Source organism: Luteibacter sp. 3190 (assembly GCF_031456385.1).
Taxonomy (GTDB): Bacteria; Pseudomonadota; Gammaproteobacteria; order Xanthomonadales; family Rhodanobacteraceae; genus Luteibacter.
The window spans coordinates 1842836-1869042 of the sequence record NZ_JAVDUO010000001.1 but is presented as its reverse complement, the minus strand read 5'-3'; the positions used below and the strand labels follow the sequence as shown (position 1 = coordinate 1869042).

At 67.5% G+C, this 26207-nt stretch carries 29 protein-coding genes; 16 read left to right on the top strand and 13 right to left on the bottom strand.

The features are described from left to right. Positions 1 to 39: 39 nt before the first annotated feature. A complete protein-coding gene (locus tag J2X58_RS08485; RefSeq protein ID WP_090052465.1) occupies positions 40 to 1617 on the top strand; it encodes a TerC family protein in 1578 nt (525 codons plus the stop codon). Positions 1618 to 1623: 6 nt separating this feature from the next. Here J2X58_RS08485 and J2X58_RS08480 read toward each other — a convergent pair whose 3' ends face one another. Continuing rightward, positions 1624 to 2052 carry an MAPEG family protein gene (locus J2X58_RS08480; protein ID WP_090052467.1) on the bottom strand — a complete coding sequence of 143 codons (429 nt, stop codon included), beginning with the start codon at positions 2050 to 2052 and terminating at the stop codon, positions 1624 to 1626. Between the two features lie 104 nt (positions 2053 to 2156). On the opposite strand from J2X58_RS08480, the gene J2X58_RS08475 reads away from it, so the two are divergent. Both J2X58_RS08475 and J2X58_RS08470 read left to right on the top strand, forming a co-directional pair. Beyond that, positions 2157 to 3023 (top strand): neutral zinc metallopeptidase, encoded by an 867-nt coding sequence (locus J2X58_RS08475; RefSeq protein ID WP_310047548.1) that lies wholly within the window; start codon positions 2157 to 2159, stop codon positions 3021 to 3023. 4 nt (positions 3024 to 3027) lie between these two features. Beyond that, complete coding sequence (locus tag J2X58_RS08470; protein ID WP_310047546.1) at positions 3028 to 3372, top strand: YkgJ family cysteine cluster protein; 345 nt, start codon at positions 3028 to 3030, stop codon at positions 3370 to 3372. A gap of 39 nt (positions 3373 to 3411) precedes the next feature. On the opposite strand, the gene J2X58_RS08465 is transcribed toward J2X58_RS08470, so the two are convergent. Then, complete coding sequence (locus tag J2X58_RS08465; RefSeq protein WP_310047545.1) at positions 3412 to 5241, bottom strand: DEAD/DEAH box helicase; 1830 nt, start codon at positions 5239 to 5241, stop codon at positions 3412 to 3414. Between the two features lie 145 nt (positions 5242 to 5386). Here J2X58_RS08465 and fghA point away from each other — a divergent pair, with 145 nt between their 5' ends. Both fghA and rimJ read left to right on the top strand, forming a co-directional pair. Continuing rightward, a complete protein-coding gene (gene fghA / locus J2X58_RS08460) occupies positions 5387 to 6235 on the top strand; it encodes an S-formylglutathione hydrolase (RefSeq protein ID WP_310047542.1) in 849 nt (282 codons plus the stop codon). Continuing rightward, positions 6232 to 6786 (top strand): ribosomal protein S5-alanine N-acetyltransferase, encoded by a 555-nt coding sequence (gene rimJ, locus J2X58_RS08455; RefSeq protein WP_310047541.1) that lies wholly within the window; start codon positions 6232 to 6234, stop codon positions 6784 to 6786. The genes fghA and rimJ overlap by 4 nt, the downstream gene beginning before the upstream one ends. Positions 6787 to 6840: 54 nt before the next feature. Here rimJ and J2X58_RS08450 read toward each other — a convergent pair whose 3' ends face one another. The 3 genes from J2X58_RS08450 to J2X58_RS08440 all read right to left on the bottom strand — a co-directional run bounded on the left by J2X58_RS08450 (position 6841) and on the right by J2X58_RS08440 (position 9450). Then, positions 6841 to 8217 (bottom strand): DEAD/DEAH box helicase, encoded by a 1377-nt coding sequence (locus tag J2X58_RS08450; RefSeq protein WP_090052479.1) that lies wholly within the window; start codon positions 8215 to 8217, stop codon positions 6841 to 6843. 223 nt (positions 8218 to 8440) lie between these two features. Continuing rightward, positions 8441 to 9097: a class I SAM-dependent methyltransferase gene (locus tag J2X58_RS08445; protein WP_090052481.1), complete on the bottom strand. Its 657-nt coding sequence runs from the start codon at positions 9095 to 9097 to the stop codon at positions 8441 to 8443. 53 nt (positions 9098 to 9150) lie between these two features. Then, positions 9151 to 9450 (bottom strand): hypothetical protein, encoded by a 300-nt coding sequence (locus J2X58_RS08440; protein WP_310047538.1) that lies wholly within the window; start codon positions 9448 to 9450, stop codon positions 9151 to 9153. A 123-nt stretch (positions 9451 to 9573) separates the two neighbouring features. Here J2X58_RS08440 and J2X58_RS08435 point away from each other — a divergent pair, with 123 nt between their 5' ends. Both J2X58_RS08435 and J2X58_RS08430 read left to right on the top strand, forming a co-directional pair. After that, positions 9574 to 10809 (top strand): MFS transporter, encoded by a 1236-nt coding sequence (locus tag J2X58_RS08435; RefSeq protein ID WP_310047537.1) that lies wholly within the window; start codon positions 9574 to 9576, stop codon positions 10807 to 10809. 52 nt (positions 10810 to 10861) lie between these two features. Next, positions 10862 to 11347, top strand: a complete 486-nt coding sequence (locus J2X58_RS08430) for a peptidylprolyl isomerase (RefSeq protein ID WP_090176106.1) — start codon at positions 10862 to 10864, stop codon at positions 11345 to 11347. Between the two features lie 68 nt (positions 11348 to 11415). On the opposite strand, the gene J2X58_RS08425 is transcribed toward J2X58_RS08430, so the two are convergent. Both J2X58_RS08425 and J2X58_RS08420 read right to left on the bottom strand, forming a co-directional pair. After that, on the bottom strand, positions 11416 to 11913 hold the full coding sequence (locus J2X58_RS08425) for an Ohr family peroxiredoxin (protein WP_090052490.1): 498 nt from the start codon (positions 11911 to 11913) through the stop codon (positions 11416 to 11418). A gap of 128 nt (positions 11914 to 12041) precedes the next feature. Then, complete coding sequence (locus J2X58_RS08420) at positions 12042 to 12614, bottom strand: C40 family peptidase (RefSeq protein ID WP_310047534.1); 573 nt, start codon at positions 12612 to 12614, stop codon at positions 12042 to 12044. 164 nt (positions 12615 to 12778) lie between these two features. Between J2X58_RS08420 and gorA the strand changes: the two genes are divergently transcribed. Together gorA and hutG are read left to right on the top strand one after the other, a co-directional pair. Continuing rightward, positions 12779 to 14140 (top strand): glutathione-disulfide reductase, encoded by a 1362-nt coding sequence (gene gorA / locus J2X58_RS08415; protein WP_310047533.1) that lies wholly within the window; start codon positions 12779 to 12781, stop codon positions 14138 to 14140. Positions 14141 to 14156: 16 nt separating this feature from the next. Beyond that, positions 14157 to 14945 carry an N-formylglutamate deformylase gene (gene hutG, locus J2X58_RS08410; protein ID WP_310047532.1) on the top strand — a complete coding sequence of 263 codons (789 nt, stop codon included), beginning with the start codon at positions 14157 to 14159 and terminating at the stop codon, positions 14943 to 14945. A gap of 96 nt (positions 14946 to 15041) precedes the next feature. Here the strand turns inward: hutG and J2X58_RS08405 are convergent, their stop codons facing one another. The 6 genes from J2X58_RS08405 to asnS are packed head-to-tail and all read right to left on the bottom strand — an operon-like array spanning position 15042 to position 20312. Beyond that, the gene (locus J2X58_RS08405; RefSeq protein ID WP_310047531.1) at positions 15042 to 15464 is read right to left on the bottom strand and encodes a Rid family hydrolase; all 423 of its coding nucleotides are present in this window, start codon (positions 15462 to 15464) and stop codon (positions 15042 to 15044) included. After that, positions 15454 to 16905, bottom strand: a complete 1452-nt coding sequence (locus tag J2X58_RS08400) for an aldehyde dehydrogenase (RefSeq protein ID WP_310047529.1) — start codon at positions 16903 to 16905, stop codon at positions 15454 to 15456. The genes J2X58_RS08405 and J2X58_RS08400 overlap by 11 nt, the downstream gene beginning before the upstream one ends. A 9-nt stretch (positions 16906 to 16914) precedes the next feature. Further along, positions 16915 to 17703: an SDR family oxidoreductase gene (locus J2X58_RS08395; protein WP_310047526.1), complete on the bottom strand. Its 789-nt coding sequence runs from the start codon at positions 17701 to 17703 to the stop codon at positions 16915 to 16917. Positions 17704 to 17738: 35 nt separating this feature from the next. Then, positions 17739 to 18071, bottom strand: coding sequence for a hypothetical protein (locus tag J2X58_RS08390; RefSeq protein ID WP_090052504.1), 333 nt, complete (start codon positions 18069 to 18071; stop codon positions 17739 to 17741). Between the two features lie 9 nt (positions 18072 to 18080). Then, complete coding sequence (locus J2X58_RS08385) at positions 18081 to 18893, bottom strand: MalM family protein (protein ID WP_090052506.1); 813 nt, start codon at positions 18891 to 18893, stop codon at positions 18081 to 18083. A gap of 15 nt (positions 18894 to 18908) precedes the next feature. Next, a complete protein-coding gene (asnS, locus tag J2X58_RS08380) occupies positions 18909 to 20312 on the bottom strand; it encodes an asparagine--tRNA ligase (protein WP_090052508.1) in 1404 nt (467 codons plus the stop codon). 121 nt (positions 20313 to 20433) lie between these two features. Between asnS and J2X58_RS08375 the strand changes: the two genes are divergently transcribed. The 7 genes from J2X58_RS08375 to J2X58_RS08345 all read left to right on the top strand — a co-directional run bounded on the left by J2X58_RS08375 (position 20434) and on the right by J2X58_RS08345 (position 25957). After that, positions 20434 to 20760 carry an iron-sulfur cluster assembly accessory protein gene (locus tag J2X58_RS08375; protein ID WP_090052510.1) on the top strand — a complete coding sequence of 109 codons (327 nt, stop codon included), beginning with the start codon at positions 20434 to 20436 and terminating at the stop codon, positions 20758 to 20760. Between the two features lie 136 nt (positions 20761 to 20896). Next, entirely contained in the window at positions 20897 to 21316 is a 420-nt protein-coding gene (gene rpsF, locus J2X58_RS08370; protein ID WP_090052511.1) for a 30S ribosomal protein S6, read from the top strand. A gap of 15 nt (positions 21317 to 21331) precedes the next feature. Continuing rightward, complete coding sequence (gene rpsR / locus J2X58_RS08365) at positions 21332 to 21562, top strand: 30S ribosomal protein S18 (protein ID WP_045830959.1); 231 nt, start codon at positions 21332 to 21334, stop codon at positions 21560 to 21562. Positions 21563 to 21668: 106 nt separating this feature from the next. Continuing rightward, positions 21669 to 22115 (top strand): 50S ribosomal protein L9, encoded by a 447-nt coding sequence (gene rplI / locus J2X58_RS08360; RefSeq protein WP_090052513.1) that lies wholly within the window; start codon positions 21669 to 21671, stop codon positions 22113 to 22115. Between the two features lie 171 nt (positions 22116 to 22286). Beyond that, positions 22287 to 23702, top strand: a complete 1416-nt coding sequence (locus J2X58_RS08355) for a replicative DNA helicase (RefSeq protein WP_090052515.1) — start codon at positions 22287 to 22289, stop codon at positions 23700 to 23702. A 370-nt stretch (positions 23703 to 24072) separates the two neighbouring features. After that, the gene (locus J2X58_RS08350) at positions 24073 to 24828 is read left to right on the top strand and encodes an SGNH/GDSL hydrolase family protein (RefSeq protein WP_310047520.1); all 756 of its coding nucleotides are present in this window, start codon (positions 24073 to 24075) and stop codon (positions 24826 to 24828) included. Between the two features lie 160 nt (positions 24829 to 24988). After that, a complete protein-coding gene (locus J2X58_RS08345; protein WP_310047519.1) occupies positions 24989 to 25957 on the top strand; it encodes a CsgG/HfaB family protein in 969 nt (322 codons plus the stop codon). Positions 25958 to 26207 lie beyond the last annotated feature (250 nt).

Below are 26207 nucleotides of genomic sequence, written 5' to 3'. Positions count from 1 at the left end.
CCCTGACGGAGGAAAACGGGCGCCCCGACGCGCCGACCCATGTTCGCATTCGACTGGTTAGCCGACCCATCGGCCTGGGCAGGTCTTCTCACGCTGATCGTGCTGGAGATCGTGCTCGGTATCGACAATCTCGTCTTCGTCGCGATCCTCGCCGACAAGCTCCATGCCCGCCAGCGCGACCACGCGCGCCTGCTGGGCCTCGGCCTCGCGCTGGTGATGCGCCTGTGCCTGCTCGCCGCCATGTCCTGGCTGGTGACGCTCACGCAGCCGCTCTTCGAGTGGCGCGGCTTCGGTCTGTCCTGGCGCGACCTCATCCTGATCGTCGGCGGCGCGTTCCTGTTGTTCAAGGCCACGCTGGAACTGCACGAACGCCTCGAGGCCTCGGAGCACGACGACGGCAAGGCCGGGCGGCGCGCGAGCTTCTGGCTCGTGGTGGCGCAGATCGTCGTGCTCGACGCCGTCTTCTCGCTGGATTCCGTGATCACGGCCGTCGGCATGGTCGATCACCTCTCGATCATGATGATCGGCGTGGTGATCGCGATGGCGCTGATGATCACCGCGAGCAAGCCGCTGACGACGTTCGTCAACGCCCGCCCGACGGTGGTCATCCTCTGCCTGTCGTTCCTGCTGATGATCGGCTTCAGCCTCATCGCCGAAGGTTTCGGATTCCATATCCCGAAGGGCTACCTCTACGCCGCGATCGGCTTCTCGATCATGATCGAGGTCTTCAACCAGACGATGCGGCGCAATCGCCGCCGCTCGCTGCTGGTGGGTGGCCGCGTGATGCGCGACCGCACCGCGAAGGCGGTGCTGCGCCTGCTCGGCGGCAAGCCGGACGGCGAGGAAGGCGATACGGGCAAGGGCGAGGCCGTGCCGGCCGTGGCCGAAACATCGGTCTTCGGCAAGGACGAACTCGAAATGGTGCAGGGCGTGCTCGATCTCTCCCAGCGCCCCGTGCGCTCGATCATGACGCCGCGCACGGAGATCGTCTGGGTGGATCCGGACGAGGACGCGGCGACGCTCCTCGCCGAGGCCCGGGAATCGCCGCATCACTGGATGCTGGTCGCCCGCGGCGACCTCGACGAACTGGTGGGCGTGGTGTCCTCGCGCGACCTGCTCGCCAGCCTGGGCGACCACGGCCGGCTCGACACCGATGGCGTGGTCCGCAAGCCCGTCACGGTGCTGGAGTCGCTCAGCGTGCTCCGCCTGATCGACGAGTTCCGCCGCGCCCCGTTGCAGATGGCGCTGGTGGTCGACGAGTACGGCAGCATCCTCGGCCTCGTCACGCCGGCCGACGTGCTGGAAGTGATCGCGGGCGAGTTCCCGAACGAGACGCGCGAGGGCGATCCCTCGGCGGTGAGCGAGCCGGACGGCGCGTGGCTGCTCGACGCCAGCCTCGACGTGCGTCGCGTGGAACACCTTCTTGGTCACCGCCTCCAGGGTGCGGCCGACGGTAACTTCTCGACGCTGGCAGGGTTCGTGCTGCAGCAGCTGGGTCGCCTGCCCACGGCCGGCGACCGCTTCGAGGCCGACGGCATGGAGTTCGAGGTCACCGCGATGGAAGGCGCCCGTATCCAGCGCGTGCGCGTGATGGCGCTGGCGAACGACGACGAGTGACGGAACTCAGAGCGCCGCGGCGTCTTCCGGCGGCGTCGCGGCGTTTTCCATGATGGCCATGCCCATGCCGCCGGCCGCCATCAGCATCAGCGCCGCCCAGGCCAGCATCGAGACCATGTAGCCGGGACCGCGCCGGCTCGCGTCGCGCACGTAGGCCACGGCGTACCACACGCGACCGGCCAGCCAGACCAGCCCCGCGATGCCCGCCCACAGCGGATCGACGTACTGGGCCGCCAGCCAGAGCGCGGGGATGAACATCACCGCGTTCTCGAGCGTGTTCATCTGCACCCGCCAAGCCCGCTCGAACGCCGGGTCGCCGGAGATGGACGGCGCCTTGATGCCATAACGTTCACGGGCACGGCCTACCATCCAGACCGTGGCGAACATCAGTAGCAGGGTGAGCAGGGTAACGACGGCGGGGAGCTGACTGGTCATGAAACGATCCGGGGGATGTCATCGATCGCGGAGTGTACCGGCAACGGCCCGTGCGATCATGCCGAGCGCGTCCCAAAGAGGGCGCCTACATGGGAGGAACAGCCATGCTGTGGAACAAAGGCCGTAGAAGCGACAACGTGGAGGACGCGGGCGAGGGCGGTGGCGGGCCGTCGTTCGGCGGCCGCGGGCTCGGTATCGGCGGCATCATCGTGCTGGCCATCCTCGGCCTCGTCTTCTTCAAGGATCCCACGGCTCTGCTCGGCCAGGGGGACCCCGGCGCGGGAGCGCCCACACAGACGCAGCAGGCGCCGCGACAGGCCGCCGGCGACGATCCGCAGGTGGATTTCGTCCGTGCCGTGCTCGGCGAGACGGAGGACACCTGGGGCGAGATCTTCGCGGCGAACGGGCAGAGCTACGAGCAGCCGAAGCTGGTGCTATTCCGTGGCGGCGTGCGCACGGCATGCGGTTCGGCGTCGTCGGCCGTCGGCCCCTTCTATTGCCCCGGCGACCACCGCGTCTACCTCGACCTCGGTTTCTTCCAGGACATGCAGACTCGGTTCCACGCCGCGGGCGATTTCGCGCGGGCATACGTCATCGCCCACGAGGTCGGTCACCACGTGCAGAACCTCACGGGCGTGTTCGACAAGGTCAGCGACGCGCGCCGTCGCGGTGCGCGCCTCGAAGGGGCCAGCGGCCTCTCCGTCCGCCAGGAGCTCCAGGCCGACTGTTTCGCGGGTGTCTGGGCGAACCGTTCGCAGCAGCGCCTGCAGTGGCTGCAGGACGGCGACATCGAGTCCGCGCTCAACGCCGCCACGGCGATCGGCGACGACACGCTGCAGGAACAGGCGCAGGGCAGGGTGGTACCGGACTCGTTCACCCACGGCACCTCGGCGCAGCGGGTACACTGGTTCCGCACCGGTTTCGAATCCGGCGACGTCGGCAAGTGCAACACCTTTTCAGGCTCGATCTAGACCCATGACTCACCCCTGCCTGCGCTGCGGCGCATGCTGCGCGACCTACCGCGTCGCCTTCCACTGGATGGAAACGGATCTGGCCGGCGGCATCACGCCGGCCGCGCTGACCGAACACCTCGACCCGCATCGCGTCGCCATGCACGGCACCAATGCGTACGAGCCGCGTTGCCGCTCGCTCGTCGGCGAGGTCGGCGTCGCCGCGCATTGCGGCGTGTACGAGGTGCGGCCTTCGCCGTGCCACGACCTCCAGCCCGCGTGGGAAAACGGCCAGCCCAGCCCGCAGTGCGACAAGGCGCGCATCCGCCATGGCATGCCACCGCTGACACCGGCGGACTTCGCGGCCTGAATCCAAAAAAAAGGCCCCGTTTCCGGGGCCTTTCTTCGATCAGTAATCGCGCTTCTTGCGCGGCGGCTTGCCGCCGCCCGGGCGATTGCCGGTCGGGCGGAAGTTGCCGCGCGGGCGCGGGGCGCCGCCGTGCGGGGCGCCGCTCTGCGGCGATTCCGTGCCGTCCCACTCGCTGATCTTCAGCTGCTGCTGCGCGACCCACACCTTCTTGAGGTGGTTGAACACGTCGGGCGGCATGCCGTCCGGCAGATCGATCAGGCTGTAGTCGTCGCGGATGCTGACGCGGCCGATGAACTTCGCCTCGACACCACCCTCGTTGGCGATGGCGCCGACGATGTTGCCGGGCTTCACGCCGTGCTCGTGGCCGACCTCGATGCGGTAGGTCTTCTTGCCGTTCTCGGTCACGTGCGGACGCGGCTGGCGCATGCCTTCGCGCACCGGACGACGGTCGCTGAAGTCGCCACCGTCGCGCGGCGGACGCTCGCGGTCGAACTCGCGCGGCGGGCGCTCGGTGTACTCGCGCTTCGGCGGCGGCTCGAGCAGCAGCGGCTGGTCGCCCTGGGCGATGCGGGCCAGCGCGGCGGCGATCTCGATCGCCGGCACGTTGTGTTCCTGCTCGTACTTCTCGACCAGCTGCTGGAAGAGACCGAGATCGCCGGTGGCGAGCGTTTCGGTGATGCGCTGGTTGAACTTGCTCACGCGCGTGTCGTTGACCGCCTCGATCGTGGGCAGCTGCATCTGCTCGATCGGCTGACGCGTCGCGCGCTCGATCTGGCGGAGCAGGTTGCGCTCGCGCGGCGTGACGAAGAGGATCGCCTCGCCGCTGCGGCCCGCGCGGCCGGTACGGCCGATGCGGTGCACGTACGACTCGGTGTCGTGCGGGATGTCGTAGTTGAGCACGTGGCTGATGCGCTCGACGTCGAGGCCGCGGGCGGCCACGTCGGTGGCGATCAGGATGTCGAGCTTGCCGGTCTTCAGCTGGTCGATCACGCGCTCGCGCTGCGCCTGCGCGATGTCGCCGTTGATCGCGGCCGCGGCGAAGCCACGCGCCTGCAGCTTGCTGGCGAGTTCTTCGGTGGCGGACTTGGTGCGCGCGAAGACGATCATCGCGTCGAAGCTTTCCGCCTCGAGGATGCGCGTCAGCGCGTCCAGCTTGTGCACGCCGCTGACCCACCAGTAACGCTGGCGGATGTTCGCCGCGGTGGTGGTCTTGTTCTTGATCGTGACTTCGGCCGGATCCTTCAGGTAGGTCTGCGCGATGCGGCGGATGGGCGCCGGCATGGTCGCGGAGAACAGCGCCACCTGGCGGCCCTCGGGCGTCGCCTGGAGCAGCTTCTCGACGTCGTCGATGAAGCCCATGCGGAGCATCTCGTCGGCTTCGTCGAGCACCACGAAACGCAGGCCCGAGAGATCGAGCGTGCCCTTGTCGAGGTGGTCGATGACGCGACCGGGCGTGCCGACCACGACCTGCGCGCCGCGCTTCAGGCCCTGCAGCTGCGGGCCGTAGCTCTGGCCGCCGTAGATCGGCAGGACCTGGAAGCCCGGCAGGTACGTCGCGTACTTCTGGAAGGCCTCGGCCACCTGAATGGCCAGTTCGCGCGTGGGCGCGAGGACGAGCGCCTGCGGCTTGCCCGGCTTCAGGTCGATGCGCGACAACACCGGCAGCGCGAACGCCGCGGTCTTGCCGGTGCCGGTCTGCGCCTGGCCGATAACGTCACGGCCTTCGAGCAGCGCCGGGATCGTGGCGGCCTGGATGGGGGAGGGGGTCTCGTAGCCGACTTCGGTCAGCGCGCGGACGACGTTGGCGTCGAGCGAAAGCGCGCTGAAACCGGGCAGGGCCGGAGCGTTTTCTGTATCGGGGGATGACATGGCGACCTCGGGAGGGGCGCGGCGGCGACATTCGGCGCCGGGCAGTAGCGGTATTGTAGCAGCGATATGCCCTTTCCGCCGTGAGCGTGGGCTACTGTCGCGTGCGCGTTACACTCTTCGGTCAGCTTTCGGAAGGGTCGGGCGGATGTCGGATATCGAAACGGTTTCGGAACAGCGCTGCTTCGGCGGTGTGCAGGGCTTCTTCACGCATCGCTCGGAGGCCTGCGGCGGGCCGATGCGCTTCGCCGTCTACCTGCCCCCCGCTGCGGAGAAGGGCCCGGTTCCCGTGCTGTGGTATCTGGCGGGGCTGACCTGCACGGCCGAGACCTTCACGATCAAGGCCGGGGCGCAGCGCCTCGCCGCAGAACTCGGTCTCGCCCTCGCCATGCCCGACACGAGTCCGCGCGACACCGGCCTGCCGGGCGCGACGGGCGACTGGGAGTTCGGCGAAGGCGCCGGGTTCTACCTCGACGCCACGGAGGCTCCGTGGAGCGACCGGTTCCGCATGTACAGCTACGTGGTCGACGAACTGCCGCGCGTCGTGTCCGGGGCGTTCCCGCTGGACATGGGTCGCCAGGGCATTTTCGGCCACTCGATGGGAGGCCACGGCGCGCTCACGATCGCGTTGCGCAACCCGGGACGGTTCCGCTCGGTCTCGGCGTTCGCCCCGATCGTCGCGCCGTCGGCCGTGCCGTGGGGCGAGAAGGCGTTCCCGCGTTACCTCGGAGACGATCGCAAGGCGTGGTCGCGGTACGACGCCACCAAACTGGTGAAGGACGGCGCGCGCTTCGACGGCACGATCCTCATCGATCAGGGCGAAGCGGATGGCTTCCTCGTGAATCAGCTGCAGCCGCAGCGGTTCGAGGCCGCGTGCGAAGAGGCGGGCCAACCGCTCGAGCTGCGGATGCAGCCCGGCTACGACCACAGCTACTACTTCATCCAGACGTTCGTGGAAGACCATCTTCGCCATCATGCGAAAGCGCTGCTCGCATGAGCGAGCCGGTCAGGATGCGCACGGCGCGGACGATCGTGCGCCTGCTCGACACGGACGAAGCACCGCTGCTCCAGCGCTATCGCGTGGAGAATCGCGATCACCTGCGGCCATGGGAGCCGCTGCGCACGGAGTCGCATTACTCGCTGGAGTGTTGCCGGCTGGCGATCGAAGCCGGACTCGAAGCGGCGCGCGCCGATCGCGGCTACCCGTTCGCCGTGCTTACCCCGGACGGCTCGGAGATGATCGCGAGCTTCACCTTCGCCAACGTCGTGCGGGGTGTCTTCCAGGCCTGCCATCTGGGTTATGGCATCGCGGCGCGGCACGAGGGCAAGGGCCTGATGTTCGAGGCGCTCGACGCCGGTGTCCGCTATGCGTTCGGACCGCTGGACTTCCATCGCGTGATGGCGAATCACATGCCGCACAACGAGCGGAGCGGGCGGCTGCTCGAGCGACTCGGCTTCGAGAGGGAAGGCTACGCGAAGCGTTACCTGAAGATCGACGGTCTATGGGAAGACCATGTCCTGACGGCGAAGGTCAGGACGCAGGGCTGAACGGCGGCGCGAGCCGCGGGAGCGAACGATCGCCCCCGTGGCCGGCCCATCGGATCAGGCCTTGTTGGTCGCCGGGCCGCGACGCTGGCGACGGCGCTTGTGGTTGCCGGTGTTCTCGCCGGTGCCCGCGGCCGAATGGCCGTGCGGACGGTGCGCCGGCGAGCGGTTGCCGCCGGTGCCGCCGTTACGCGCACCGCCGTTGCCGCCCGGACGGCCCTGACCGGCGCCACCCTGCGAACGCGGCTGGCGCTGCTGCTGCTTCGGGCGCGGGGCGCCCGCGTCGAGGCGCAGCGGGCTGCTGGGTTCGAAGCCGGCGACGTTGCTGATCGAGAGATCGGTTTTCAGCAGGCGGCCGATGTCGCGCAGCAGGCCGGACTCGTCGTGGCTGACCAGCGAAATGGCCTGACCCTCGGCACCCGCGCGGCCCGTGCGGCCGATGCGATGCACGTAGTCTTCGGCCACCATCGGCAGGTCGAAGTTGATCACCACGGGCAGCTGGTCGATGTCGATGCCGCGCGCGGCGATGTCCGTCGCGACCAGCACGGTGATGCGGTTGGTCTTGAAGTCGGAAAGCGCGCGTGTGCGCGCGTTCTGGCTCTTGTTGCCGTGGATCGCCGCGGACTTCACGCCCGCCTGTTCCAGGTGACGCACGAGCTTGTCGGCACCGTGCTTCGTGCGGCTGAAGACGAGCGTCTGACGGCGGCTGTCCTGCGCGAGGATGTGCAGGAGCAGGTCGCGCTTGTTGGCGGCATCCACCGGATGCACGACGTGCGTGACCGTGTTGGCGACGGTGTTGGCCGGCGCGGTCGAGACCTCGCGCGGCTCGCGCATGAACTGCTGCGCGAGCGCCTTGATCTCCGGCGCGAACGTCGCGGAGAACAGCAGGGTCTGGCGCTGGCGCGGCACGGCCGCGAGGATGCGCTTGAGCGCCGGCAGGAAGCCCATGTCGAGCATGCGGTCGGCTTCGTCGAGCACGAGCACGTCGACCTTCGACAGGTCGACCGAGCGCTGCTGCATGTGGTCGATGAGGCGGCCCGGGGTGGCGACCACGATGTCGACGCCGCGGCGCAGCGCCTGCAGCTGGTTGCCCATGCCGACGCCGCCGAAGATCACGGTGCTGGAGAGGCGCAGGTACTTGCCGTAGTCGCGCAGGTTTTCCTGCACCTGGGCGGCGAGTTCGCGAGTGGGGGTGAGGATCAGCGCGCGGATCGGGCGACGGCCCTCCGTGCGGGTATCGCCGGCGAGGCGCTGCAGCACCGGGAGCGAGAAGGCGGCGGTCTTGCCGGTACCCGTCTGGGCGGCGGCCATCAGATCGTGGCCGGCGAGGACCTCGGGGATGGCGGCGGCCTGGATCGGCGTGGGCTTCTCATAGCCCGCTTCGGACAGCGCGCGCAGCAACGCGGGCGCGAGGCCCAGCGAATCGAAAGACATGGAGGAACTCCTGCGTGACTCGAGCGTTCCCTGGAACCGCGCTGCGAGTTATGGATTCGGCGACCGCGAGCCGTGACGAAGACGGCAGGCTGGTCGGTGTCGTGCGCGCTTCCGGGGGTGGGGGAACGGGCGGGAAGATCTCACGCCGGGGGTCCGCAAGGGAGTCGGAGCGCAGGCACGACCGGGTCAGTATACCTTATTGCGGCGCACAATGGGATTGGCGTCAACGGGATGCCGTCATCAACCAGCTGTTGTACGGGGTGCGGCCGAACAGGGGCCGGAACGCGACCCGGATGCCGCGAGGCTCCAGCACGCCCCGGATGTCGTCCTCGGTGGGGAAGTACTGGGCGCCGCCCGGGATCCAGCCGACCGCCTTGATGAATTTTTCTTCCCACACGGTCGCCCGGTAGCGCCATGAGCCGTCCCGGATGACGTTGCGCAGGATCAGCACGCCGTCGTCGGCGAGGTGGTCGACGGCGAACGTGAGCAGTTCGCCCTGCCGCTCCCGTGGGAGGTAATGCAGCACGTCGAGCATGGCGACGTGGCCGCGTACCCGCTGTGGCGTCGCCGCATCGGTTTCGCGCAGCGCGATCGCGTCGCCCAGGCCCGCACGCTCCGCGGCGTCGCGTCCCATGGCGATCTTCCGCCCGTCATGGTCCAGCCCGAGATAACCGTCGAGCACGTCGCGGTCGTGCAGGTAATGGCCCAGCAGGCCGAGGCCGCAGCCGATATCGAGCAGCGGGAGACGTCGCCCCGCGATGGCCTCCGCCGTGGCGGCATAGACGGGATCGGTCGCGAGCTTGCCATGGATGTAGATGCGGTCGCCGGGGCGGCGAAAGCGCGAGGCGATGCGGCGTCGCGTGTGGCTGTCGGGGATCATGCGTTCGTCCGTCCTTAGAGAGGCCGGGGCGAGGATGGCCCCGGCCCGTACGCTCAGTTCTGGTTCTGCGGCCGCGCGCTCGCCTTGTTGACGTACGCGTCGTACTCGCCCTTGTCCACCTTGCCGTCGTGGTTCGTGTCGGCTTCGTTGTAATGCGCGCGAAGCTCCTTCACCGCGTCGTTGTCCTTGGGCAGGTCGCTGCGCTTGACGTACTTGCCGTCCTTGCTCACTTCCGAGAACGCGGGCGCACCGCTCTTTCCGGCGTCGTCCTGGGGCGTACCGTGCGCGAAAGCGGCGCCGGTGCCAAGGGTGGCGAGGAGGGCGAATGAAACGATCGATCGCGAGAACTTCATCGAGTACTCCGTCTGTCGTGATGTGGGCCAGTGTAACGAGACACCGTCATGGCGCCGTGAGGCGCCCGGTCGATCTTAGCCCTGTGCTAGCCTCGGCGCCGCCCATGGCTTAAGGAATTTCTCATGCCACTGCCTGCCGCGCTGCGCGATCTCGATCACACGCAGCGGCACACGGTCATCGCCAGCTTCCTCGGCTGGACGCTCGACGCGTTCGACTACTTCCTGCTCACCTTCGTCATCCTCGCGGTGGCCGCCGAATTCCACGTGCCGAGGCAGGAGGTCACCTACGGCCTGTTCCTGACGCTCGCGGCGCGACCCATCGGCGCGCTGATCTTCGGCCGTCTCGCCGACCGCTACGGGCGTCGTCCCGTGCTGATGTTCGACATCGTGCTGTTCTCGGTGCTCGAAGTGCTGTGCGCGTTCGCGCCGTCGCTGGGCATCCTGCTCGGTCTGCGTTTCCTGTTCGGCATCGCGATGGGTGGCGAATGGGGCATCGGCGCGTCGCTGGCGATGGAATCGATCCCCGCGAAGTCGCGCGGGTTCGTGTCGGGCCTGCTGCAGAGCGGCTATCCGTGCGGCTTCTTTCTGGCCGCGCTGGCGAACTGGCTGCTGGTCGACCACATCGGCTGGCGCGGGCTTTTCGTGGTCGGTGCGCTTCCCGCGCTGCTGGTGCTCTACATCCGCCGCAAGGTGCCCGAGTCGCCGGTCTGGGAAGGGCGTCGCGCGCATGCGCGAGAGAGCGTGTTCGTCTCGATGCGCGGGCACTGGAAGCTCTTCGTCTACCTCATGCTGCTGATGGCCGCGTTCAACATGTTCAGCCACGGCTCGCAGGACATGTACCCGACGTTCGTGCAGGAGACGCTGAAGATTCCCGCGGGCTCCGGAACGGCATTCATGCTCACGGCGCTGCTCAACCTCGGCGCGCTCGCGGGCGGTCTCACGTTCGGATCGCTGTCCGAGAGGATCGGCCGGCGCCGGGCGATCATCCTCGCCGCCTTGCTCGCCATCCCGGTAATCCCTTTGTGGACGTATGGCGGCTCGCTGATCCTGCTTGGCCTCGGTGCCTTCCTGATCCAGGTGATGGTGCAGGGCGCCTGGGGCGTGGTGCCGACGCACCTCAACGAGTTGTCGCCCGACGCGGTGCGCGGCACGCTGCCGGGCTTCGCCTATCAGATGGGCAACCTGCTGGCCGCCATCACGGCCACGGCCCAGACCTGGCTGGCGGACCGGCACGGCGGCGACTTCGCCTTCGCCATGTCCACGTGGATCGCAGCGGTGGCCGTGCTCCTGGCCCTGCTCACGTGGCTGGGTCCGGAGGCGAGGGGCGTCGGCTTCGGCAAGGACCGGGGGACGGCGTGACGCCGCGCCCCGGCGCGGCTAAAATGGCGGTTTTCCTCGGGTAGAAATCAACATGCAGGCTGGCAAGGACAAGGTCATCTCGTTCCACTACACCCTTTCCGTGAATGGCGAGAAGGTCGAAAGCTCCTTGGACGGCGGCGAGCCGCTGTGGATCCTGCTCGGCCACGGCCAGCTGATCCCGGGCATGGAAGCCGGCCTCGAAGGCAAGTCCGCCGGCGACAAGGTCGATCTCACGATCGAGCCGGAGCAGGGCTACGGCGTTCGCCAGGAAGGCATGACCCAGCGCGTGCCGAAGAAGTACTTCCCGCAGCAGGGCAAGGGCCTCAAGGCCGGCGACAGCACCGTGCTTTCGCTGAAGGAAGGCGGCAACCGTGTCGTCGTCGTGCAGAAGGTGGGCTCCAGCGTCGTCGACATCGACCTGAACCACCCGATGGCCGGGAAGACCCTCAACTTCAGCATCGACGTGCAGACCGTCCGCGACGCCTCGGAAGAGGAAATCGCGCACGGTCACGCGCATCCGAACGGCGACGCGCACTGAGCGCTTCTCCGCACGAAAAAAAAGGCGCCCATCGGGCGCCTTTTTTTTGCTTCGCTTCCGGTGCCCGATCAGGCGGCCGGGAAGACCTTCGTGCCGTTCACGGTGATCTCGACGTCGATGTTGCCGTGCGTGGCATGCGAGTACGGGCAGACCTCGTTGTGCGCCTGGAGGACGATTTCCTTGGCCTTGGCGGCATCGTTCTCGAGGCTCGGCAGGTGCACGTCGAGCTTGGCGCGGATCGCGAAGCCCTTGCCGTCCTTGCGCTTGCCGAGCTGCACTTCGCTGTCGACGCCGACGCCGTCCACCTTCACCTTCTGGTTGCCGGCGACGAAGCGCACGGCGCCCTCGAAGCACGCGGCGTAGCCCACGGCGAACAGCTGCTCGGGATTGTTGCCACCGCCGTTGCCACCCATCGACTTCGGCAGGCGCAGGTCGACCTTCAGCGGGTCGTCGCCCTGGGTTTCGCCGTGACCGGTGCGGCCGCCCTCGACCTTCGCCTTGACGAAGTACAGCTGGTCGCCGTCGAACTGGGAGATGGTGCCGTCGAACTTGGATGCGTCGCTCATTGCAGTGTCCTTGTCGTCATCAGGGGAGGAGAGGTCCGGCGTCGCCGGCCACGGAGATAATGAAAGCACGCTATTGAATAGCGCGCAACTTAAATTTTCAGCGGTCAGCCCGCGGCGTTGCCATCCGTTCAGTTCAGGACGCGCCGTCCGTAGACGAAGTTCTCTTTCCAGTAGGCGCCGTCGAGCTCGTCCAACCGTACCGTACCGCCCGAGTTCGGGGCGTGGACGAAACGACCCTTGCCGACGTAAACCCCGACGTGGTTCACGTGGCCCCGGCCGAAGAACACGAGGTCGCCGCTGGCGAGTTCGTCCTCGCCGACGCGGGGCTTGTCCAGCGCGGCCATCTCCGCCGACGTGCGGGGGAGCTTCAGGCCGGTGGAGGTGAGGTAGATGTAGTTGATCAGGCCGCTGCAGTCGAAACCGCCCTGCGGGGTATTGCCACCCCAACGATAGGGCGTGCCGACGAGGCCGATGGCGCGGAACAGCACGTCGTTGGCCGCGTCGGCCGGCGGCGCGGCGGCGGGTTGGTTGGACCAGCCCAGGTTCTTCGCGATGGGAACCGCCGAGGCCGGATTGCGGCGCTGCGAGGAGGACGGCTTGTGCGGGGCGCTCCCGCACGCGACGAGCAGCGCCAGCACGGCGCTCATGACGAACGGGCGGAGCCATGTCCGGGGCTGGGCGAAGCGAGCAAAGCGGTGCATCGGGCGTTTCCCCTGTCAGGATCGGCGCACCGAGGTTATCAAATCAATGGGTTGCAAGGAATACCTGTCAAACCGCGCGAATGTTCGATCCGGACGGCGTTTCGATCAAGCCGGCCCCGCAGGGCTTCTGCTACGGTGTGCGATCCCCATCGCTGGAGTGATGCATGACCGTGGAATCCTTCGACCTCATCGTGATCGGCGGTGGCTCGGGTGGGCTCGCGGCGGCGATACGCGCCTCGAAACACCGTGCGCGGGTCGCCTTGCTGGAACCGAAGGAGCTGGGCGGAACCTGCGTCAACGTAGGTTGCGTACCGAAGAAGGCCATGTGGTACGCGGCGCAGATGGCGGAAGCGCAGTACATCGCCGTCGATTACGGCTTCGCCGACAAGCCCGGCAGCCTCGACTGGCCGCGCTTCATCGAGCGACGCGACGCGTACATCGATCGCATCCACACCAAGTACAAGCAGACGCTCGACACCGGTCACGTCACGCTGATCCGCGAGGCGGGGCGCTTCCTCGCGGCGGACCGCATCCAGGCGGGTGCGCGCGAACTCACCGCGCCGCACGTGATCGTCGCCACCGGCTCCAGTGCGAACACGCTCGACAAGCCCGGCTTCGAACGGGCCATGACGTCGGACGACTTCTTCGACCTGCGCGCGTGCCCGCGCCGCACGGCGATCATCGGCGGCGGGTACATCGCCGTCGAACTGGCCGGGGTGCTACGCGCGCTCGGCAGCGATGTCGATGTCTTCGTGCGTGGCCGGCTGATGAGCGGATTCGACGAGGAAATGGCCTACGGCCTTGGCGACGAGATGCGCCAGCACGGCATCCGCATTCACTACCGCTGCCAGATCGACGCGGCGCACGAGAAGGACGGCATGCTGCTGCTCGACTGCGATACGGGGGACCACCCTGGACCCTACGACGCGCTGATCCTGGCGGTGGGCCGGCACGCGAACACCGGGTCGCTGGATATCGGCCGGATCGGTCTGGAGACGGATGCGGACGGCTTCATCGCCATCGACGATTACCAGAACACGAACGTTCCCGGGGTCTACGCGATCGGCGACGTCACGCCGCGCCTCGCGCTGACGCCCGTGGCGGTCTCGGCGGGCCGCAAGCTCGCCGACCGCCTGTTCGCGGGCAAGACCGAGGCGAAGCTCGATTACCAGAACATCCCCAGTGTCGTGTTTTCGCACCCGCCGCTGGGCACCATCGGCATGAACGAGCAGCAGGCGCGCGAGCGTTACGGCGCGGACGTGCACCTCTACAAGCAGTCGTTCGTGCCGATGCAGCTGGCGCTGGCGCATCGTCCGATGACGACGCGGTTCAAGCTCATCTGCGTCGGCGACGATTCGAAGATCGTCGGCATGCAGATGCTGGGGCCGGGCGTGGACGAGATCCTCCAGGGCTTCGCCGTGGCCATCAAGATGGGCGCCACCAAGGCGGATCTGGACGCCACCCTGGCGATCCATCCGACCTCGGCGGAGGAGATGGTGCTGATGGGCGATCGCGTGCCGGGTTGAGCGCTACACTGGCGGCATGACTCCGTACACCCTGCACCGCGGCACCGCGCCGCTCCTGATCAGCCTGCCGCACAACGGCAGCGCGATTCCCGACGACCTCGCCGCGCGCATGAAGCGGCCCGCGCGGCGGAGTCCGGACACCGATTGGCACGTGGCCGAACTCTATGACTTCGCCCGTGCCCTCGGCGCCAGCGTGATCAAGCCCTTCGCCTCGCGCTACGTCGTCGACCTCAACCGTCCTGCGGATGGTCATGCGCTGTATCCAGGCCGGAGCGAGACGGGACTCGTGCCGACGATCCTCTTCAGCGGCGAGCCCATCTACCGTCCCGGCGCCGAGCCGGATGCGACGGAAGTCGCCGACCGGGTGAAGCGCTGGTGGAAGCCTTATCACGCGGCGCTCGCCGACGAGCTGAGGCGCCTGCGCAAGCAGTTCGGCCGCGTCGTGCTGTGGGAAGGCCATTCGATCCGCAGCCATGTGCCCATGCTGTTTGAAGGGCGGCTTCCGGACTTCAATCTCGGCACCGCCGACGGTGCCAGCTGCTCGCCGGCGCTGCAGGCCAGACTCGCCGGGCTCCTGGAGGGGCAGGCCGATTATTCCTGGGCCGTGAACGGCCGCTTCAAGGGCGGGTACATCACGCGTCACTATGGCAGGCCCGACGACGGCGTCGACGCCGTGCAGCTGGAACTCGCCCAGGTCAATTACATGGACGAGGACACGTTCGAATACCTGCCGCGGAAGGCGGCGAACGTGCAGGTGCTGATCGGGGAGATGCTGAAGGTGTGTCTGGAGCCCGCAACGGCCTGAACTCCGTCGTGCGCCATCGCCGATACGATCGGCTCCCACTCCTTCGGTAGCTACGCCTGGCGGATTCCGGTCGGAGCCGATCGCATCGGCGATAGCCTACGAAGCGAGCGCCGCCACGCACTTCAGCTCGATGGCGATCGCTGTCGGTAGCGCGTTCACCTCCACCGTCGTGCGGCACGCGTCCACGCCCGCGAAGGCCTCGGCGTAGAGCCGGTTGTACGTGGCGAAGTCGTTCGCCATGTCCGTGAGGTAGACCGTGACGTCGACGAGGTCTTCGAAGCGCGCGCCGCTGGCCTCGAGCACGGTACGGACGTTCGCGAACACCTGCCGGCATTGCGCCTCGATGTCGTGCGAGACCAGGCGGCCGTCATCGTCCACGACGTTTCCCGGAATGGCGTCGGTTCCCGGCACCCTCGGGCCGATGCCGGAGAGGAACAGCAGCGGGCCGACGCGGCGCGCGTGCGGGTAGGCGCCGACGGGCGCGGGGGCGCCGTCGGCGTGGATGACGTCAGTGGCCATGGTCGATGCAGATGTTCCTGGCTTCGGTGAAGAAACGCATGGCCTCGAACCCGCCTTCGCGCCCGACGCCCGACTGCTTGCTGCCGCCGAATGGCGTGCGCAGGTCGCGCAGCATCCAGCAGTTGACCCAGACGATACCGAAGTCGAGTTGCGCGGCGAAGCGGTGCGCGCGCGACACGTCGCGCGTCCAGACGGAGGCGGCGAGGCCGTACGGCGTGCCGTTGGCGATCGCCAGCGCGTCGTCCTCCGTGTCGAAGGGAATCAGCGTGACGACGGGACCGAAGATTTCTTCCTGGTTGGTCGCCGCATCGGCGGGCAGGCCTTCGATGACCGTGGGCTGGATGAACCACCCGCTCGCGCAGCGTCCCTCCACCGCCACGCGGCCGCCACCCGCGAGGACGCGGCCGCCTTCGTCGCGTGCGCGCGCGATGCAGCCGGTCACCTTCGCGAAATGCGCTTCGGAAACCAGCGCGCCAAGATCGCTGCGCTCGTCGAGCGGATCGCCGACCCGCAGCGCACGGACGCGCTCGAGGTAAGCGTCGCGAAAACGCGCGTAGATCGACCGCTGCACGAGCAGGCGCGAGCCGCACAGGCAGATCTCGCCCTGGTTCGCGAATCCGGAGCGGACGATCGTCGCCATCGACGCGTCGCTGAAATCGAAGTCGTCGAACACGATCGCGGGATTCTTGCCGCCGAGTTCCAGCGACACCTTCTTCAGGCGTGGTGCGGCTGCAGACGCGATCGCCATGCCCGTGCGCGTGCTGCCTGTGAACGAGATCGCCTTGACCGCCTCGTGCGTGACGATGGCCTCGCCGACGACGGGGCCCGTCCCATGCACGATGTTGAGCACACCCGGTGGAAATCCCGCCTCGTCGAGCAGCGTGCCCAGCAGCCACGCGGTGTACGGCGTCACCTCGGAAGGTTTCGCCACGACCGTGTTTCCCGCCGCGAGCGCGGGCGCGATCTTCCAGGTGAACAGGTAGAGCGGCAGGTTCCACGGGCTGATGCAGCCCACCACGCCGAGCGGCAGGCGCAGGGTGTAGTTGATGGCGCCGTGCTCCATCGCATGCGATTCGCCGCTGAACTGACCCGCGGCCGCCGCGAAGAAGCGCAGGTTGGCGACGGCTCGGGGGATGTCGAGCGTGCGGGCGAGGGCGAGCGGCTTGCCGCTGTCCTGCGATTCCGCCGCGGCGAACGCTTCCAGGCGCGCCTCGATGGCGTCGGCGAGACGATGCAGGCATCGCGCCCGGGCCTCGGCCGGTGTCCGGGCCCATCCCGGCGCGGCACGCACCGCGGCGGCCACCGCATCGGCCACGTCGTCGGCATCGGACGCCGGGCAGCGCGCGAAGCTCGCGCCGACGGCCGGGTCGACCACGTCCAGGTAGCCGCCCGCGCGCGGCGCGCGCGAACGACCGTCGATCAGGTTCGCGAGCGCGAGCACGGCCGCCCTTCAGTTCAGGCCGCGGGTGCGGCCGCCGTCGATGGGGATGCTGGTGCCGTTGACGTAGCCGGCGGCGGGGGAGGCGAGGAAGGCGATCATCGCGGCGACTTCCGAGGGCTCGGCGAACCGCGCGGCGGGCACGCTGGCGAGCAGCCCGCGCTCGACCTCGTCGCGGGAGCGCCCGGCCCGGCAGCTTTCCTCGACCAGCGCCTCGAGCCTCGGCGTGCGCGTGTAGCCGGGCAGGATGTTGTTGACGGTGATGCCGTCCTTCGCGACCTCGGAGGCGAGCGTCTTCGCCCAGCCCGCCATGGCCGCGCGCACGGTGTTGGACACGCCGAGGTTTGGAATGGGCTCCTTGACCGACGTGGAGATGATGTTGATCACGCGCCCGTAGCGCGCTTCGCGCATGCCCGGCAGGCAGGCGCGCGTGAGTACCTGCGCGGCGATCACGTGCTGGCGGTAGGCGCTCAGGAACGCCTCGGTGTCGGCGCTCGCGACCGGTCCCGGCGGCGGGCCGCCGCTGTTGTTGACCAGCACGTGCACCGAGTGGTCCGCGACGACGCCCTCCACCGCGGCGGCGAGCGCGTCGGTGTCGAGCATGTCGACGGCGACGTAGCGGTGGGTCTGGCCGGGTTGCGTGGCCGGCAGTTCGGCGGCAAGGGCGGCCAGCGCGTCGGCGGATCGGGAGAGCAGCGTCACGCTGGCGCCGAGTTCGGCCAGCTCGAACGCCGTGGCACGTCCGAGGCCTTGCGAGGCGCCACAGACGAGTGCGTGACGGCCGGTGAGACGAAGATCCATGCGTTCGCTCCCTGGGGCGGTTGGGGTCGGGCGGATCAGCCCTGCTTCATCGCCCACCACTGTATCGCCATTGCGGCGAACCAGCACGGCCACGCGAACCAGGGCGCCAGGCGCCACCAGCGCTGCCAGCGGTTGAGGGCGTCGTCGTTGAACAGGGCCGGCGCGTCCGAGCGCAGCACGCGCCGCACCCGAAGCCAGTTCGCCATGCCGTTCGGCCGGCCGGTGTCGGCTTCGGTGATGGTCTTCCACTGGTCCGGGTAGCGCTGGCGCAGCAGCACGGTGAAACGCCACTGCGCGACGAAGTGCACCAGGAAGAACGCCACGGCGCCGAGCAGGAGCAGCAGATAGAGATAGACGGCGGTCACCATGGCGTCAGCTCAGCTTCCCTTGTCCTTGTCTTTCTTCGTGTCCGGCTCCTGGCGCAGCAGGTCGGTGGTGACCACGCTGCGGATCGTCTGGATCACGCCGTCGCCCTGCTGCGGCTGCTTGCAGACCGCGTTGTTGATCGCGCGCTTGTAGGTGTCGTTCTGGACACCGACGAAGAGCACGCCGTCCGGACCGTGGGCGATCTTGAAGCTGCCGGCCGGGTTCATCTTCACCGGTGCTTCAGCCGAGAACGTGGTGGGCGACTGTTCCCAGTACGTCTGGCCCTGCTGCTGCTTCGCCGAGGAATACACGACGAGGTAGCGCGCCTTGTCGTCCACGACCTTGAACTTGCCGAACGCCCCCGTCGTCTCGCTCGTCCACCCGATGTATTCGCACAGCTGGATGTCTTCGGAATGCAGCGGCTGGAACGCGTCGTCGAGCAGCACCACCGTCGGTGCGAACAGATAGCTCGAGCTCAGCCAGCGTCCGTTGAGTTCGGACTTCATCGCGATGGTGTACGGCAGCGCCGCACCCTGCGGCAGGCGGAACGCGAGGAAGTAGCTGCGGTCGCCATTGAGATTGGCGACCGGGCTGTCCTTGTTGAGCTCGAAGCGCTGCGGCTGCCACGGCAGCATGTCCTGGTAGGACAGGTCGGCGAAGCTGCCGCAGCAGGGTGCCGCGCCTTCGAGCGTCTTCCTCGCGATGTCGATCGTGTTCGTCGGGTTCTCCGGCGGGCGGAAGTTCGGCGGCACGATGCTCCGGCAGGCGCCGAGCGCCACGAGGGCCGCGCCGAGGAGCAGGAGACGGGGTAGGGAAGGGGGCATGATCGTCTCAGGGGTTCAGAAGTCGGCACTCCCGGCCGCTCGGGGGTAGGGGATGGCGTCGCGGATGTTCGACAGGCCGCAGACGTACACCAGCAGGCGCTCGAAGCCCAGGCCGAAGCCGGCGTGGGGGACGGTGCCGTAGCGGCGCAGGTCGCGATACCAGTCGTACGTCGCCTTGTCGAGATGGAACTGGTCCATGCGGCGGTCGAGGTAGTCCAGGCGCTCCTCGCGCTGGGCGCCGCCGATGATCTCGCCGATGCCCGGCGCCAGCACGTCCATGGCCGCGACCGTCTTCCCGTCGTCGTTCAGGCGCATGTAGAACGCCTTGATCTGCTCCGGGTAGTTCATGACGACCACCGGGCGACCGATATGTTCCTCGGCGAGATAGCGCTCGTGTTCGGTCTGCAGGTCGACGCCCCAGGCGACGGGGTGCTCGAACTTCTTGCCCGACTTCTGCAGGATCGAGACGGCCTCGGTGTAGTCGATGCGCTCGAACGGCTTGGCGATGAAGGCTTCCAGGCGCGTGATGGCGTCGGGCTGGACGCGTTCGGCGAAGAACGCCATGTCGTCCGGGCGCTCGTCGAGGACGGCCTTGAAGATGCCCTTGAGGAACAGCTCGGCGAGGTCGGCGTTGTCGTTGAGATCGGCGAACGCGACCTCCGGCTCGACCATCCAGAACTCGGCCAGGTGACGCGTGGTGTTGGAGTTCTCGGCGCGGAAGGTCGGGCCGAACGTGTAGACCTTGCTCATGGCGAGCGCGTAGCCCTCCACGTTGAGCTGGCCCGACACGGTCAGGAACGCCTCGCGGCCGAAGAAGTCCTTGCGGAAATCGATGTTGCCCTTGTCGTCGCGCGGCAGGTTGGCGAGGTCGAGCGTCGACAGGCGGAACATGTCGCCGGCGCCTTCGGCGTCGGAGGTCGTGATGATCGGCGTGTTGATCCAGAAGAAGCCCTGCTCCGTCAGGATGCGGTGGATCGCCGTCATCATCGTGTGGCGCACGCGCGTGACCGCGCCGAACAGGTTCGTGCGCGGACGCAGGTGGGCGACCTCGCGCAGGAACTCCATCGAGTGCTGCTTGGGCTGGATCGGGTAGGTGAGGGGGTTCTCGACGAAACCGGTGACCTCGATGCGGGTCGCCTGGATCTCGAAGGCCTGGCCCTTGCCCTGCGACGGCACGAGCTTGCCGGTGGCGATGACCGCGGCGCCCGCGGAGAGGTGCTTCACGTCCGTCTCGTAGTTCGCGAGATCGGCGGTGGCCACCACCTGGATCGGGGCGAAGCAGGAGCCGTCGCTCACGTTCACGAAGGAAAGCCCACCCTTGGACTCGCGCAGGGTGCGGACCCAGCCGCGGACCGTCACCTCGTGTTCGCCCGCGGATGCACCGCCGGCGAGGGCCTGCTTGACGCTTACCACCGTCATCGATTGAAACTCCAGAAAGGGCGCCGCATGTTGAGGCGCAAGGGACGCGACCCGGCATGATAATGTAAGGGTCGCGTGAACGGCACCGTTCATCGATATACCACGGCCAGAAAACGTTTTCATGAGCATTCAGATCACACCCGCCGCGTCCGACCGCATGCGCGCCTTCCTGGCCAAAGCCCCCGAGGCCAGCGGCGTGCGCTTCTCCGTCAAGCGCATGGGCTGCTCCGGATTCGGCTACGTGGTCGACCTCGCGGGCGACATCGCCGCGGACGACCGGGTGCTGGACATCGACGGCATCCGCGTGGTGGTCGATCCGAAGAGCCTGCCGCTGGTGGAGGGCACCCTCATCGACTTCCAGCGCCAGGGCCTGAACGCCTCGTTCGTCTTCCACAACCCCAACGCCACCGGCGAATGCGGGTGCGGCGAGAGCTTCACGGTCTCCTGAACGCGCGGCCGCTTGCCCCGGGCGGCCCAATCTCCTTACAATGCGCGGCTACCTCTCCGCCCGGAGGGGTTTCTTGCCTCACCGGCCCGCCGGGAGGCTGCCATCCCCGCGAGGGGTGCATCCACAAGGAGCCACCATGCGTCATTATGAAGTCGTGTTCCTGGTCCATCCGGACCAGAGCGAACAGGTGCCCGCCATGATCGAGCGTTACAAGACGCTGATCGAAGGCGACAACGGCAAGATCCACCGTCTGGAAGATTGGGGCCGCCGCCAGCTGGCTTACCCGATCGAGAACCTCGCCAAGGCTCACTACGTGATGCTGAACATCGAGGTTTCGCAGAACGCCCTGAACGAGCTCGAGACGGGCTTCCGTTTCAACGACGCCGTCCTGCGCCACCTCGTGATTCGTCGCGACGAAGCCGACGTCGAGCAGTCCTTCATCCTCAAGAGCAAGGAAAAGGACGAGCAGAAGGGTTCGCGTCGCCGTGACGACGACAACGACGGCGAAGGCCGCGTTGGCCGCGATAACGACAACGATCGCGACAGCGACGACTAATCGGGGATCACAGACATGTCCAAGTTCTTCCGCCGCCGCAAGTTCTGCCGTTTCACCGCCGAAGGCGTGAAAGAGATCGATTACAAGGATCTCAACACCCTGCGCCAGTACATCACGGAGAACGGCAAGATCGTCCCGAGCCGCATCACGGGCACGAAGGCACGCTACCAGCGCCAGCTGGCGACCGCGATCAAGCGCGCTCGCTTCCTCTCGCTGCTGCCGTACACCGACAACCACGACGTCTGATCGTCGGGCGCCCTCGCCATGAGGCCGGGGCGCTCACCTGCAGATATTTCGGACAACCGTCCTGGCTGCACGGGGCCCATTCCGTGCTAACGAAAAGGAACATCCCATGGAACTCATCCTCCTCGAGAAGGTGAAGAACCTCGGTAATCTCGGCGACAAGGTCAACGTCAAGCCGGGTTACGGTCGTAACTTCCTCCTCCCGACCGGTAAGGCCGCTCGCGCGACCGCCGCCAACCTCGAAGCGTTCGAAGCCCGTCGCGCCGAGTACGAAGCCAAGGCCAAGGAGCAGCTCTCCGGTGCCGAGGGTCGTGCCGCCAAGCTCGAAGGCGCCGAGGTCACGATCGAAGTGAACGCCTCGCCGGAAGGCAAGCTGTTCGGTTCGGTCACGCCGCGCGACGTCGCCGAAGCCCTGACCGCCAAGGGTCTGGAAGTCGACAAGAGCGAAGTGATCCAGGCCGAAGGCCCCTTCCGCAACGTGGGCGAGTACGACGTCATCGTCGTCCTCCACGCCGACGTGCAGCAGACGGTCAAGGTCAAGGTCGTCGGCGCGTAAGCCCCGATTCACCGCGATCCACGACGACGGGCGCCGCAAGGCGCCCGTTTTCGTTTCCGTCCACAAGTTATCCACAGACTTATCCTCTCAACGCGTGAGACGTCTGCGCGTATGATCGTCCCCACGGCCAGCCGATCCGGTGTGGGCGCCGTCTGCAACACGAGGTAATCCATGTCCTTCAATCCCGAGCGTGGCGAGCGCGGCGACCGCAAGCGCCGCCGCGAGCCATCCGCCATCGACTCGCTGCGCATCCCGCCCCATTCCATCGAGGCCGAGCAGGCCGTGCTCGGTGGCCTGATGCTCTCGCCGGATTCGCTGGACAAGGTCGCCGACAAGCTCACCGACGACGACTTCTACCGCCGCGACCATCGCATGATCTGGCGCGCCATCAACGAGCTGGCGAACAAGGGCATGCCTTGCGACGCCATCACGCTGGGCGACTGGTTCGTCGCGAACGAGATGGCGGAAATGGTCGGTGGCGCCACGTACCTCATGGAACTGGCGAACTCGACGCCCAGCGCGGCGAACATCGCGGCTTACGGCGACATCGTTCGCGAGAAGTCGGTGATGCGCCAGCTGATCGACGCGGGCACCGCGATCACCGAGGACGGTTTCCGTCCCGAGGGAAAGAGCGTGCAGGAAGTGATGGAACTCGCCGAACAGCGCGTGTTCCGCATCGCCGAGTCGGGCGCGCGTGGCAAGAAGGACATCGTCTCGGTGCGCGAAGCCGCGGGCGAGGCGTTCCGCATGCTCTCGGAGCGTTACGAGAAGCGCGGCCAGCTCACGGGTCTGTCGACCGGATTCACGGACCTGGACGAACTGACGTCCGGCCTGCAGCCGTCCGACCTCGTGATCATCGCGGCGCGTCCGTCGATGGGCAAGACGGCGTTCGCGCTGAACCTCGCCGAGGCCGCGGCGATGCGCGGCAAGAAATCCGTGGCGGTGTTCTCCATGGAAATGTCCGCGTCGCAGCTGGCGTTCCGTCTGATCTCGTCGCTCGGCCGCGTCCACGCGCAGCACCTGCGCAACGGCGACCTCGCCGAGGAGGACTGGCCGCGCGTCACCTCGGCGATCACGATGCTCGCCGACGCGAAGATCTTCATCGACGACACGCCCGCGATGTCGCCGGTGGAAATGCGCTCGCGCTCCCGCCGCCTGCAGCGCGAACACGGCCTGGGCCTGATCGTCATCGACTACCTGCAGCTGATGCAGGTGCCCGGTAACTCGGAAAACCGCGCGACGGAAATCTCGGAGATCTCGCGCGGCCTGAAGGCGCTGGCGAAGGAACTCAATGTGCCGGTGATCGCGCTGTCGCAGCTCAACCGCTCGCTGGAACAGCGCGCCGACAAGCGCCCGATGATGTCCGACCTGCGCGAATCCGGCGCTATCGAGCAGGACGCCGACGTCATCATGTTCATCTACCGCGACGAGTACTACAACAAGGAATCGCCCGATAAGGGCCTCGCCGAAATCATCATCGGCAAGCAGCGAAACGGCCCCACCGATACCGTGAAGCTGGCCTTCCTTGGCCACTACACGAAGTTCGAGAATTGGGCGCCGGATTCGTACGTCGGTACGTTCGACTAGCGGCTGGGCTGGATCGGTGGGAGCCGATGGTATCGGCGATCCCGCGGCAGCGGGCAAGCTCGCCGCAAGCACCCATCGCGGATACGATCCGCTCCCACCCTTCGGTAGCACCGTCACGAGAACCGGGTGGGAGCCGATCGCATCGGCGATCCCGCGGCAGCGGGCAAGCTCGCCGCAAGCACCCATCGCGGATACGATCCGCTCCCACCCTTCGGTAGCACCGTCACGAGAACCGGGTGGGAGCCGATCGCATCGGCGATCCCGCGGCAGCGGGCAAGTGCGCCCCAGGTGTCGGTAGAGCGAACCGCTACTCGCTCCGGGATGACCGGACGCTTTAGGATGCGACGGACCTGTCGAAAAGGATGCTCCGATGCGCCGTATCGCCCTGATGCTCCCGCTCCTCTTCTGCGCCACCGCCACGATCGCCGCCGAGCGCATCGTGCTCCCCGAAACGCCGACCCCCGAACAGCGCGCGGACATCGAGCGCCGCCTCAACGACTGGCCCGACCTCGCGCGCTACGCCGCGGAGAACGCGTCGCTGCCTGCGCCGCGGTCCGGTGAGAAGCGCGTCGTCTTCATGGGCGATTCGATCACCGATGGCTGGGGCAGGGAGGTCGGCGAGTTCTTTCCCGGCCGCGGTTACATCAACCGAGGGATCAGCGGGCAGACGACGCCCCAGATGCTGATCCGCTTTCGACCCGACGTCATCGCGCTCAAGCCGGCGGTGGTCGTGATCCTCGCCGGCACGAACGATCTCTCCGGCAACACCGGTCCCTCCACCGTCGGAGCGATCGAGGACAACCTGTCGTCCATGCTGGACCTGGCGCGCGCGAACGGGATTCGCGTCGTGCTCGCGTCCCTGCTGCCGGTGAACGACGTGCAGAATCCGAAGCAGACGACGCAGCGGCCGCCCGCGTCGATTCGCGAACTGAACGCGTGGATGAGCGCCTATGCGGCGCGCCACCACGTCGTCTATCTCGACTATCACGCGGCCATGGTCGACAAGGACGGCATGCTCAGGAAAGAGCTGAGCGACGACGGCCTCCACCCGAACGCGGCAGGTTACGAGGTGATGGCGCCTCTGGCGCAGAAGGCGATCGACCAGGCCCTCCACGGGCGCCCCTGACAGCGCGCCGCGGGCGATCCGAAGTCTTTTTCGGGGTCACGACCTAAAGACCGTCAGGACCACGATTCCTAGCATGACGCCCCCGTGATGCCTTCGCGTGGGGAGCGCCCGACTGCGCGCGAGGCGAGCCGTTGGGCGCACCTCATAGACAGGATCGATCATGCAAACCACATTCCGACGCGCCGCCTCGGCGACGCTCGCGCTTGCCTGCGTACTGGCGATTTCCGGCTGTACGACCGGCAACCCGATGGTGACCCGCTCGCAGAAGGAGCACGAGGCCAAGGTCGCCGCCATCCCGAAATGCACGCGCAAGCTCGGCACGATTTCGGTCATCGAGCCGGAGGGCGATGTGCACTGGTGGACCCAGCAACAGCTGCCTTCGCCCACGAAGCTCATCAAGGTATTCGTCAGCAAGTCGGGCTGCTTCACGTTGCTCGACCGCGGCATGGGCATGAGCGCCGCGATGCGCGAGCGCGAGCTGGCCGCAGGAGGCGAATTGCGTGGGGGTGCGAACGTCGGGAAGGGTCAGGTCAAGGCGGCCGACTACGTCCTGGTGCCGGACCTCGTCTCGAAGAACGCCGACGCCGGCGGCAGTGCGCTCGGCGCGATCGCGGGCGGGCTGATCGGGGGCAACGTGGGGCGCCTGGCGGGCTCCCTCAACATCAGTTCGAAGACGGCCGACGTCACGCTGACGATCACCGATGTGCGCTCGTCGGAGCAGGTTGCGCTGACGGAAGGCCATGGCGAGAAGAACGATATCGGCTTCGGCGCTTCCGGGCTCTTCCGTGGTGGTAGCGGTGGCATGGGGGCCGGCCTCGGCGGCTACGAGAACACCACCATCGGCCAGGTCATCACGATGGCCTATCTCGACGCGTACACGAAACTCGTGAACGAGATGGGAGGCATGCCGGGCGACGCTTCGGCGGCGAGCAGCCGTCAGTCGGGCCGCATCCGTGTCGCCACGCGCATGTTCGAGAGCTCGACCATGAAAGGCAAAGCGGTACGCACGCTCGACCCCGGCATGACCGTCTACCCGACCGGGGAGAAGTCCGGCGTGAACTGGCAGGTGGAGGACGAGCACGGCAACCGCGGTTGGGTCTCGTCGGCGAACTTCGACCTGGCTCGCTAGCGCTCCTGCGGAAGCCCGGCGCGCGGACCGGGCTTCCGCGTCGGTCGACGCCTTGCGGTGGTCGTGGGTGCCACGACTTGATACCATCGGGCGCGCACCATCCGGCAGGATGGAAACCAAAGGGACGCATCGGGGGATGCAAAGGTGCCGTGTGCATGACCGGCTTCACGACAAGGATCGTCCATCTGCTGGCCGCGCTGTCGCGGTCGCCGCATTCCGTTTCGTTCAATCCATGGCGCACCGCGACTGT

Excerpts from the sequence above, each read along its gene's own strand:
- J2X58_RS08355 (WP_090052515.1), top strand. The coding sequence starts at position 22,287 with ATGTCCTTCAATCCCGAGCGTGGCGAGCGCGGCGACCGCAAGCGCCGC.
- J2X58_RS08435 (WP_310047537.1), top strand. The coding sequence starts at position 9,574 with ATGCCACTGCCTGCCGCGCTGCGCGATCTCGATCACACGCAGCGGCAC.
- J2X58_RS08485 (WP_090052465.1), top strand. The coding sequence starts at position 40 with ATGTTCGCATTCGACTGGTTAGCCGACCCATCGGCCTGGGCAGGTCTT.
- J2X58_RS08440 (WP_310047538.1), bottom strand. The coding sequence starts at position 9,450 with ATGAAGTTCTCGCGATCGATCGTTTCATTCGCCCTCCTCGCCACCCTT.
- J2X58_RS08390 (WP_090052504.1), bottom strand. The coding sequence starts at position 18,071 with ATGGTGACCGCCGTCTATCTCTATCTGCTGCTCCTGCTCGGCGCCGTG.
- rpsR (WP_045830959.1), top strand. The coding sequence starts at position 21,332 with ATGTCCAAGTTCTTCCGCCGCCGCAAGTTCTGCCGTTTCACCGCCGAA.
- J2X58_RS08375 (WP_090052510.1), top strand. The coding sequence starts at position 20,434 with ATGAGCATTCAGATCACACCCGCCGCGTCCGACCGCATGCGCGCCTTC.
- J2X58_RS08450 (WP_090052479.1), bottom strand. The coding sequence starts at position 8,217 with ATGTCTTTCGATTCGCTGGGCCTCGCGCCCGCGTTGCTGCGCGCGCTG.
- asnS (WP_090052508.1), bottom strand. The coding sequence starts at position 20,312 with ATGACGGTGGTAAGCGTCAAGCAGGCCCTCGCCGGCGGTGCATCCGCG.
- gorA (WP_310047533.1), top strand. The coding sequence starts at position 12,779 with ATGACCGTGGAATCCTTCGACCTCATCGTGATCGGCGGTGGCTCGGGT.
- J2X58_RS08465 (WP_310047545.1), bottom strand. The coding sequence starts at position 5,241 with ATGTCATCCCCCGATACAGAAAACGCTCCGGCCCTGCCCGGTTTCAGC.
- J2X58_RS08470 (WP_310047546.1), top strand. The coding sequence starts at position 3,028 with ATGACTCACCCCTGCCTGCGCTGCGGCGCATGCTGCGCGACCTACCGC.
- J2X58_RS08445 (WP_090052481.1), bottom strand. The coding sequence starts at position 9,097 with ATGATCCCCGACAGCCACACGCGACGCCGCATCGCCTCGCGCTTTCGC.
- rimJ (WP_310047541.1), top strand. The coding sequence starts at position 6,232 with ATGAGCGAGCCGGTCAGGATGCGCACGGCGCGGACGATCGTGCGCCTG.
- rpsF (WP_090052511.1), top strand. The coding sequence starts at position 20,897 with ATGCGTCATTATGAAGTCGTGTTCCTGGTCCATCCGGACCAGAGCGAA.
- rplI (WP_090052513.1), top strand. The coding sequence starts at position 21,669 with ATGGAACTCATCCTCCTCGAGAAGGTGAAGAACCTCGGTAATCTCGGC.
- J2X58_RS08385 (WP_090052506.1), bottom strand. The coding sequence starts at position 18,893 with ATGCCCCCTTCCCTACCCCGTCTCCTGCTCCTCGGCGCGGCCCTCGTG.
- fghA (WP_310047542.1), top strand. The coding sequence starts at position 5,387 with ATGTCGGATATCGAAACGGTTTCGGAACAGCGCTGCTTCGGCGGTGTG.
- J2X58_RS08350 (WP_310047520.1), top strand. The coding sequence starts at position 24,073 with ATGCGCCGTATCGCCCTGATGCTCCCGCTCCTCTTCTGCGCCACCGCC.
- J2X58_RS08395 (WP_310047526.1), bottom strand. The coding sequence starts at position 17,703 with ATGGATCTTCGTCTCACCGGCCGTCACGCACTCGTCTGTGGCGCCTCG.
- J2X58_RS08480 (WP_090052467.1), bottom strand. The coding sequence starts at position 2,052 with ATGACCAGTCAGCTCCCCGCCGTCGTTACCCTGCTCACCCTGCTACTG.
- J2X58_RS08475 (WP_310047548.1), top strand. The coding sequence starts at position 2,157 with ATGCTGTGGAACAAAGGCCGTAGAAGCGACAACGTGGAGGACGCGGGC.
- J2X58_RS08405 (WP_310047531.1), bottom strand. The coding sequence starts at position 15,464 with ATGGCCACTGACGTCATCCACGCCGACGGCGCCCCCGCGCCCGTCGGC.
- J2X58_RS08430 (WP_090176106.1), top strand. The coding sequence starts at position 10,862 with ATGCAGGCTGGCAAGGACAAGGTCATCTCGTTCCACTACACCCTTTCC.
- J2X58_RS08425 (WP_090052490.1), bottom strand. The coding sequence starts at position 11,913 with ATGAGCGACGCATCCAAGTTCGACGGCACCATCTCCCAGTTCGACGGC.
- hutG (WP_310047532.1), top strand. The coding sequence starts at position 14,157 with ATGACTCCGTACACCCTGCACCGCGGCACCGCGCCGCTCCTGATCAGC.
- J2X58_RS08345 (WP_310047519.1), top strand. The coding sequence starts at position 24,989 with ATGCAAACCACATTCCGACGCGCCGCCTCGGCGACGCTCGCGCTTGCC.
- J2X58_RS08420 (WP_310047534.1), bottom strand. The coding sequence starts at position 12,614 with ATGCACCGCTTTGCTCGCTTCGCCCAGCCCCGGACATGGCTCCGCCCG.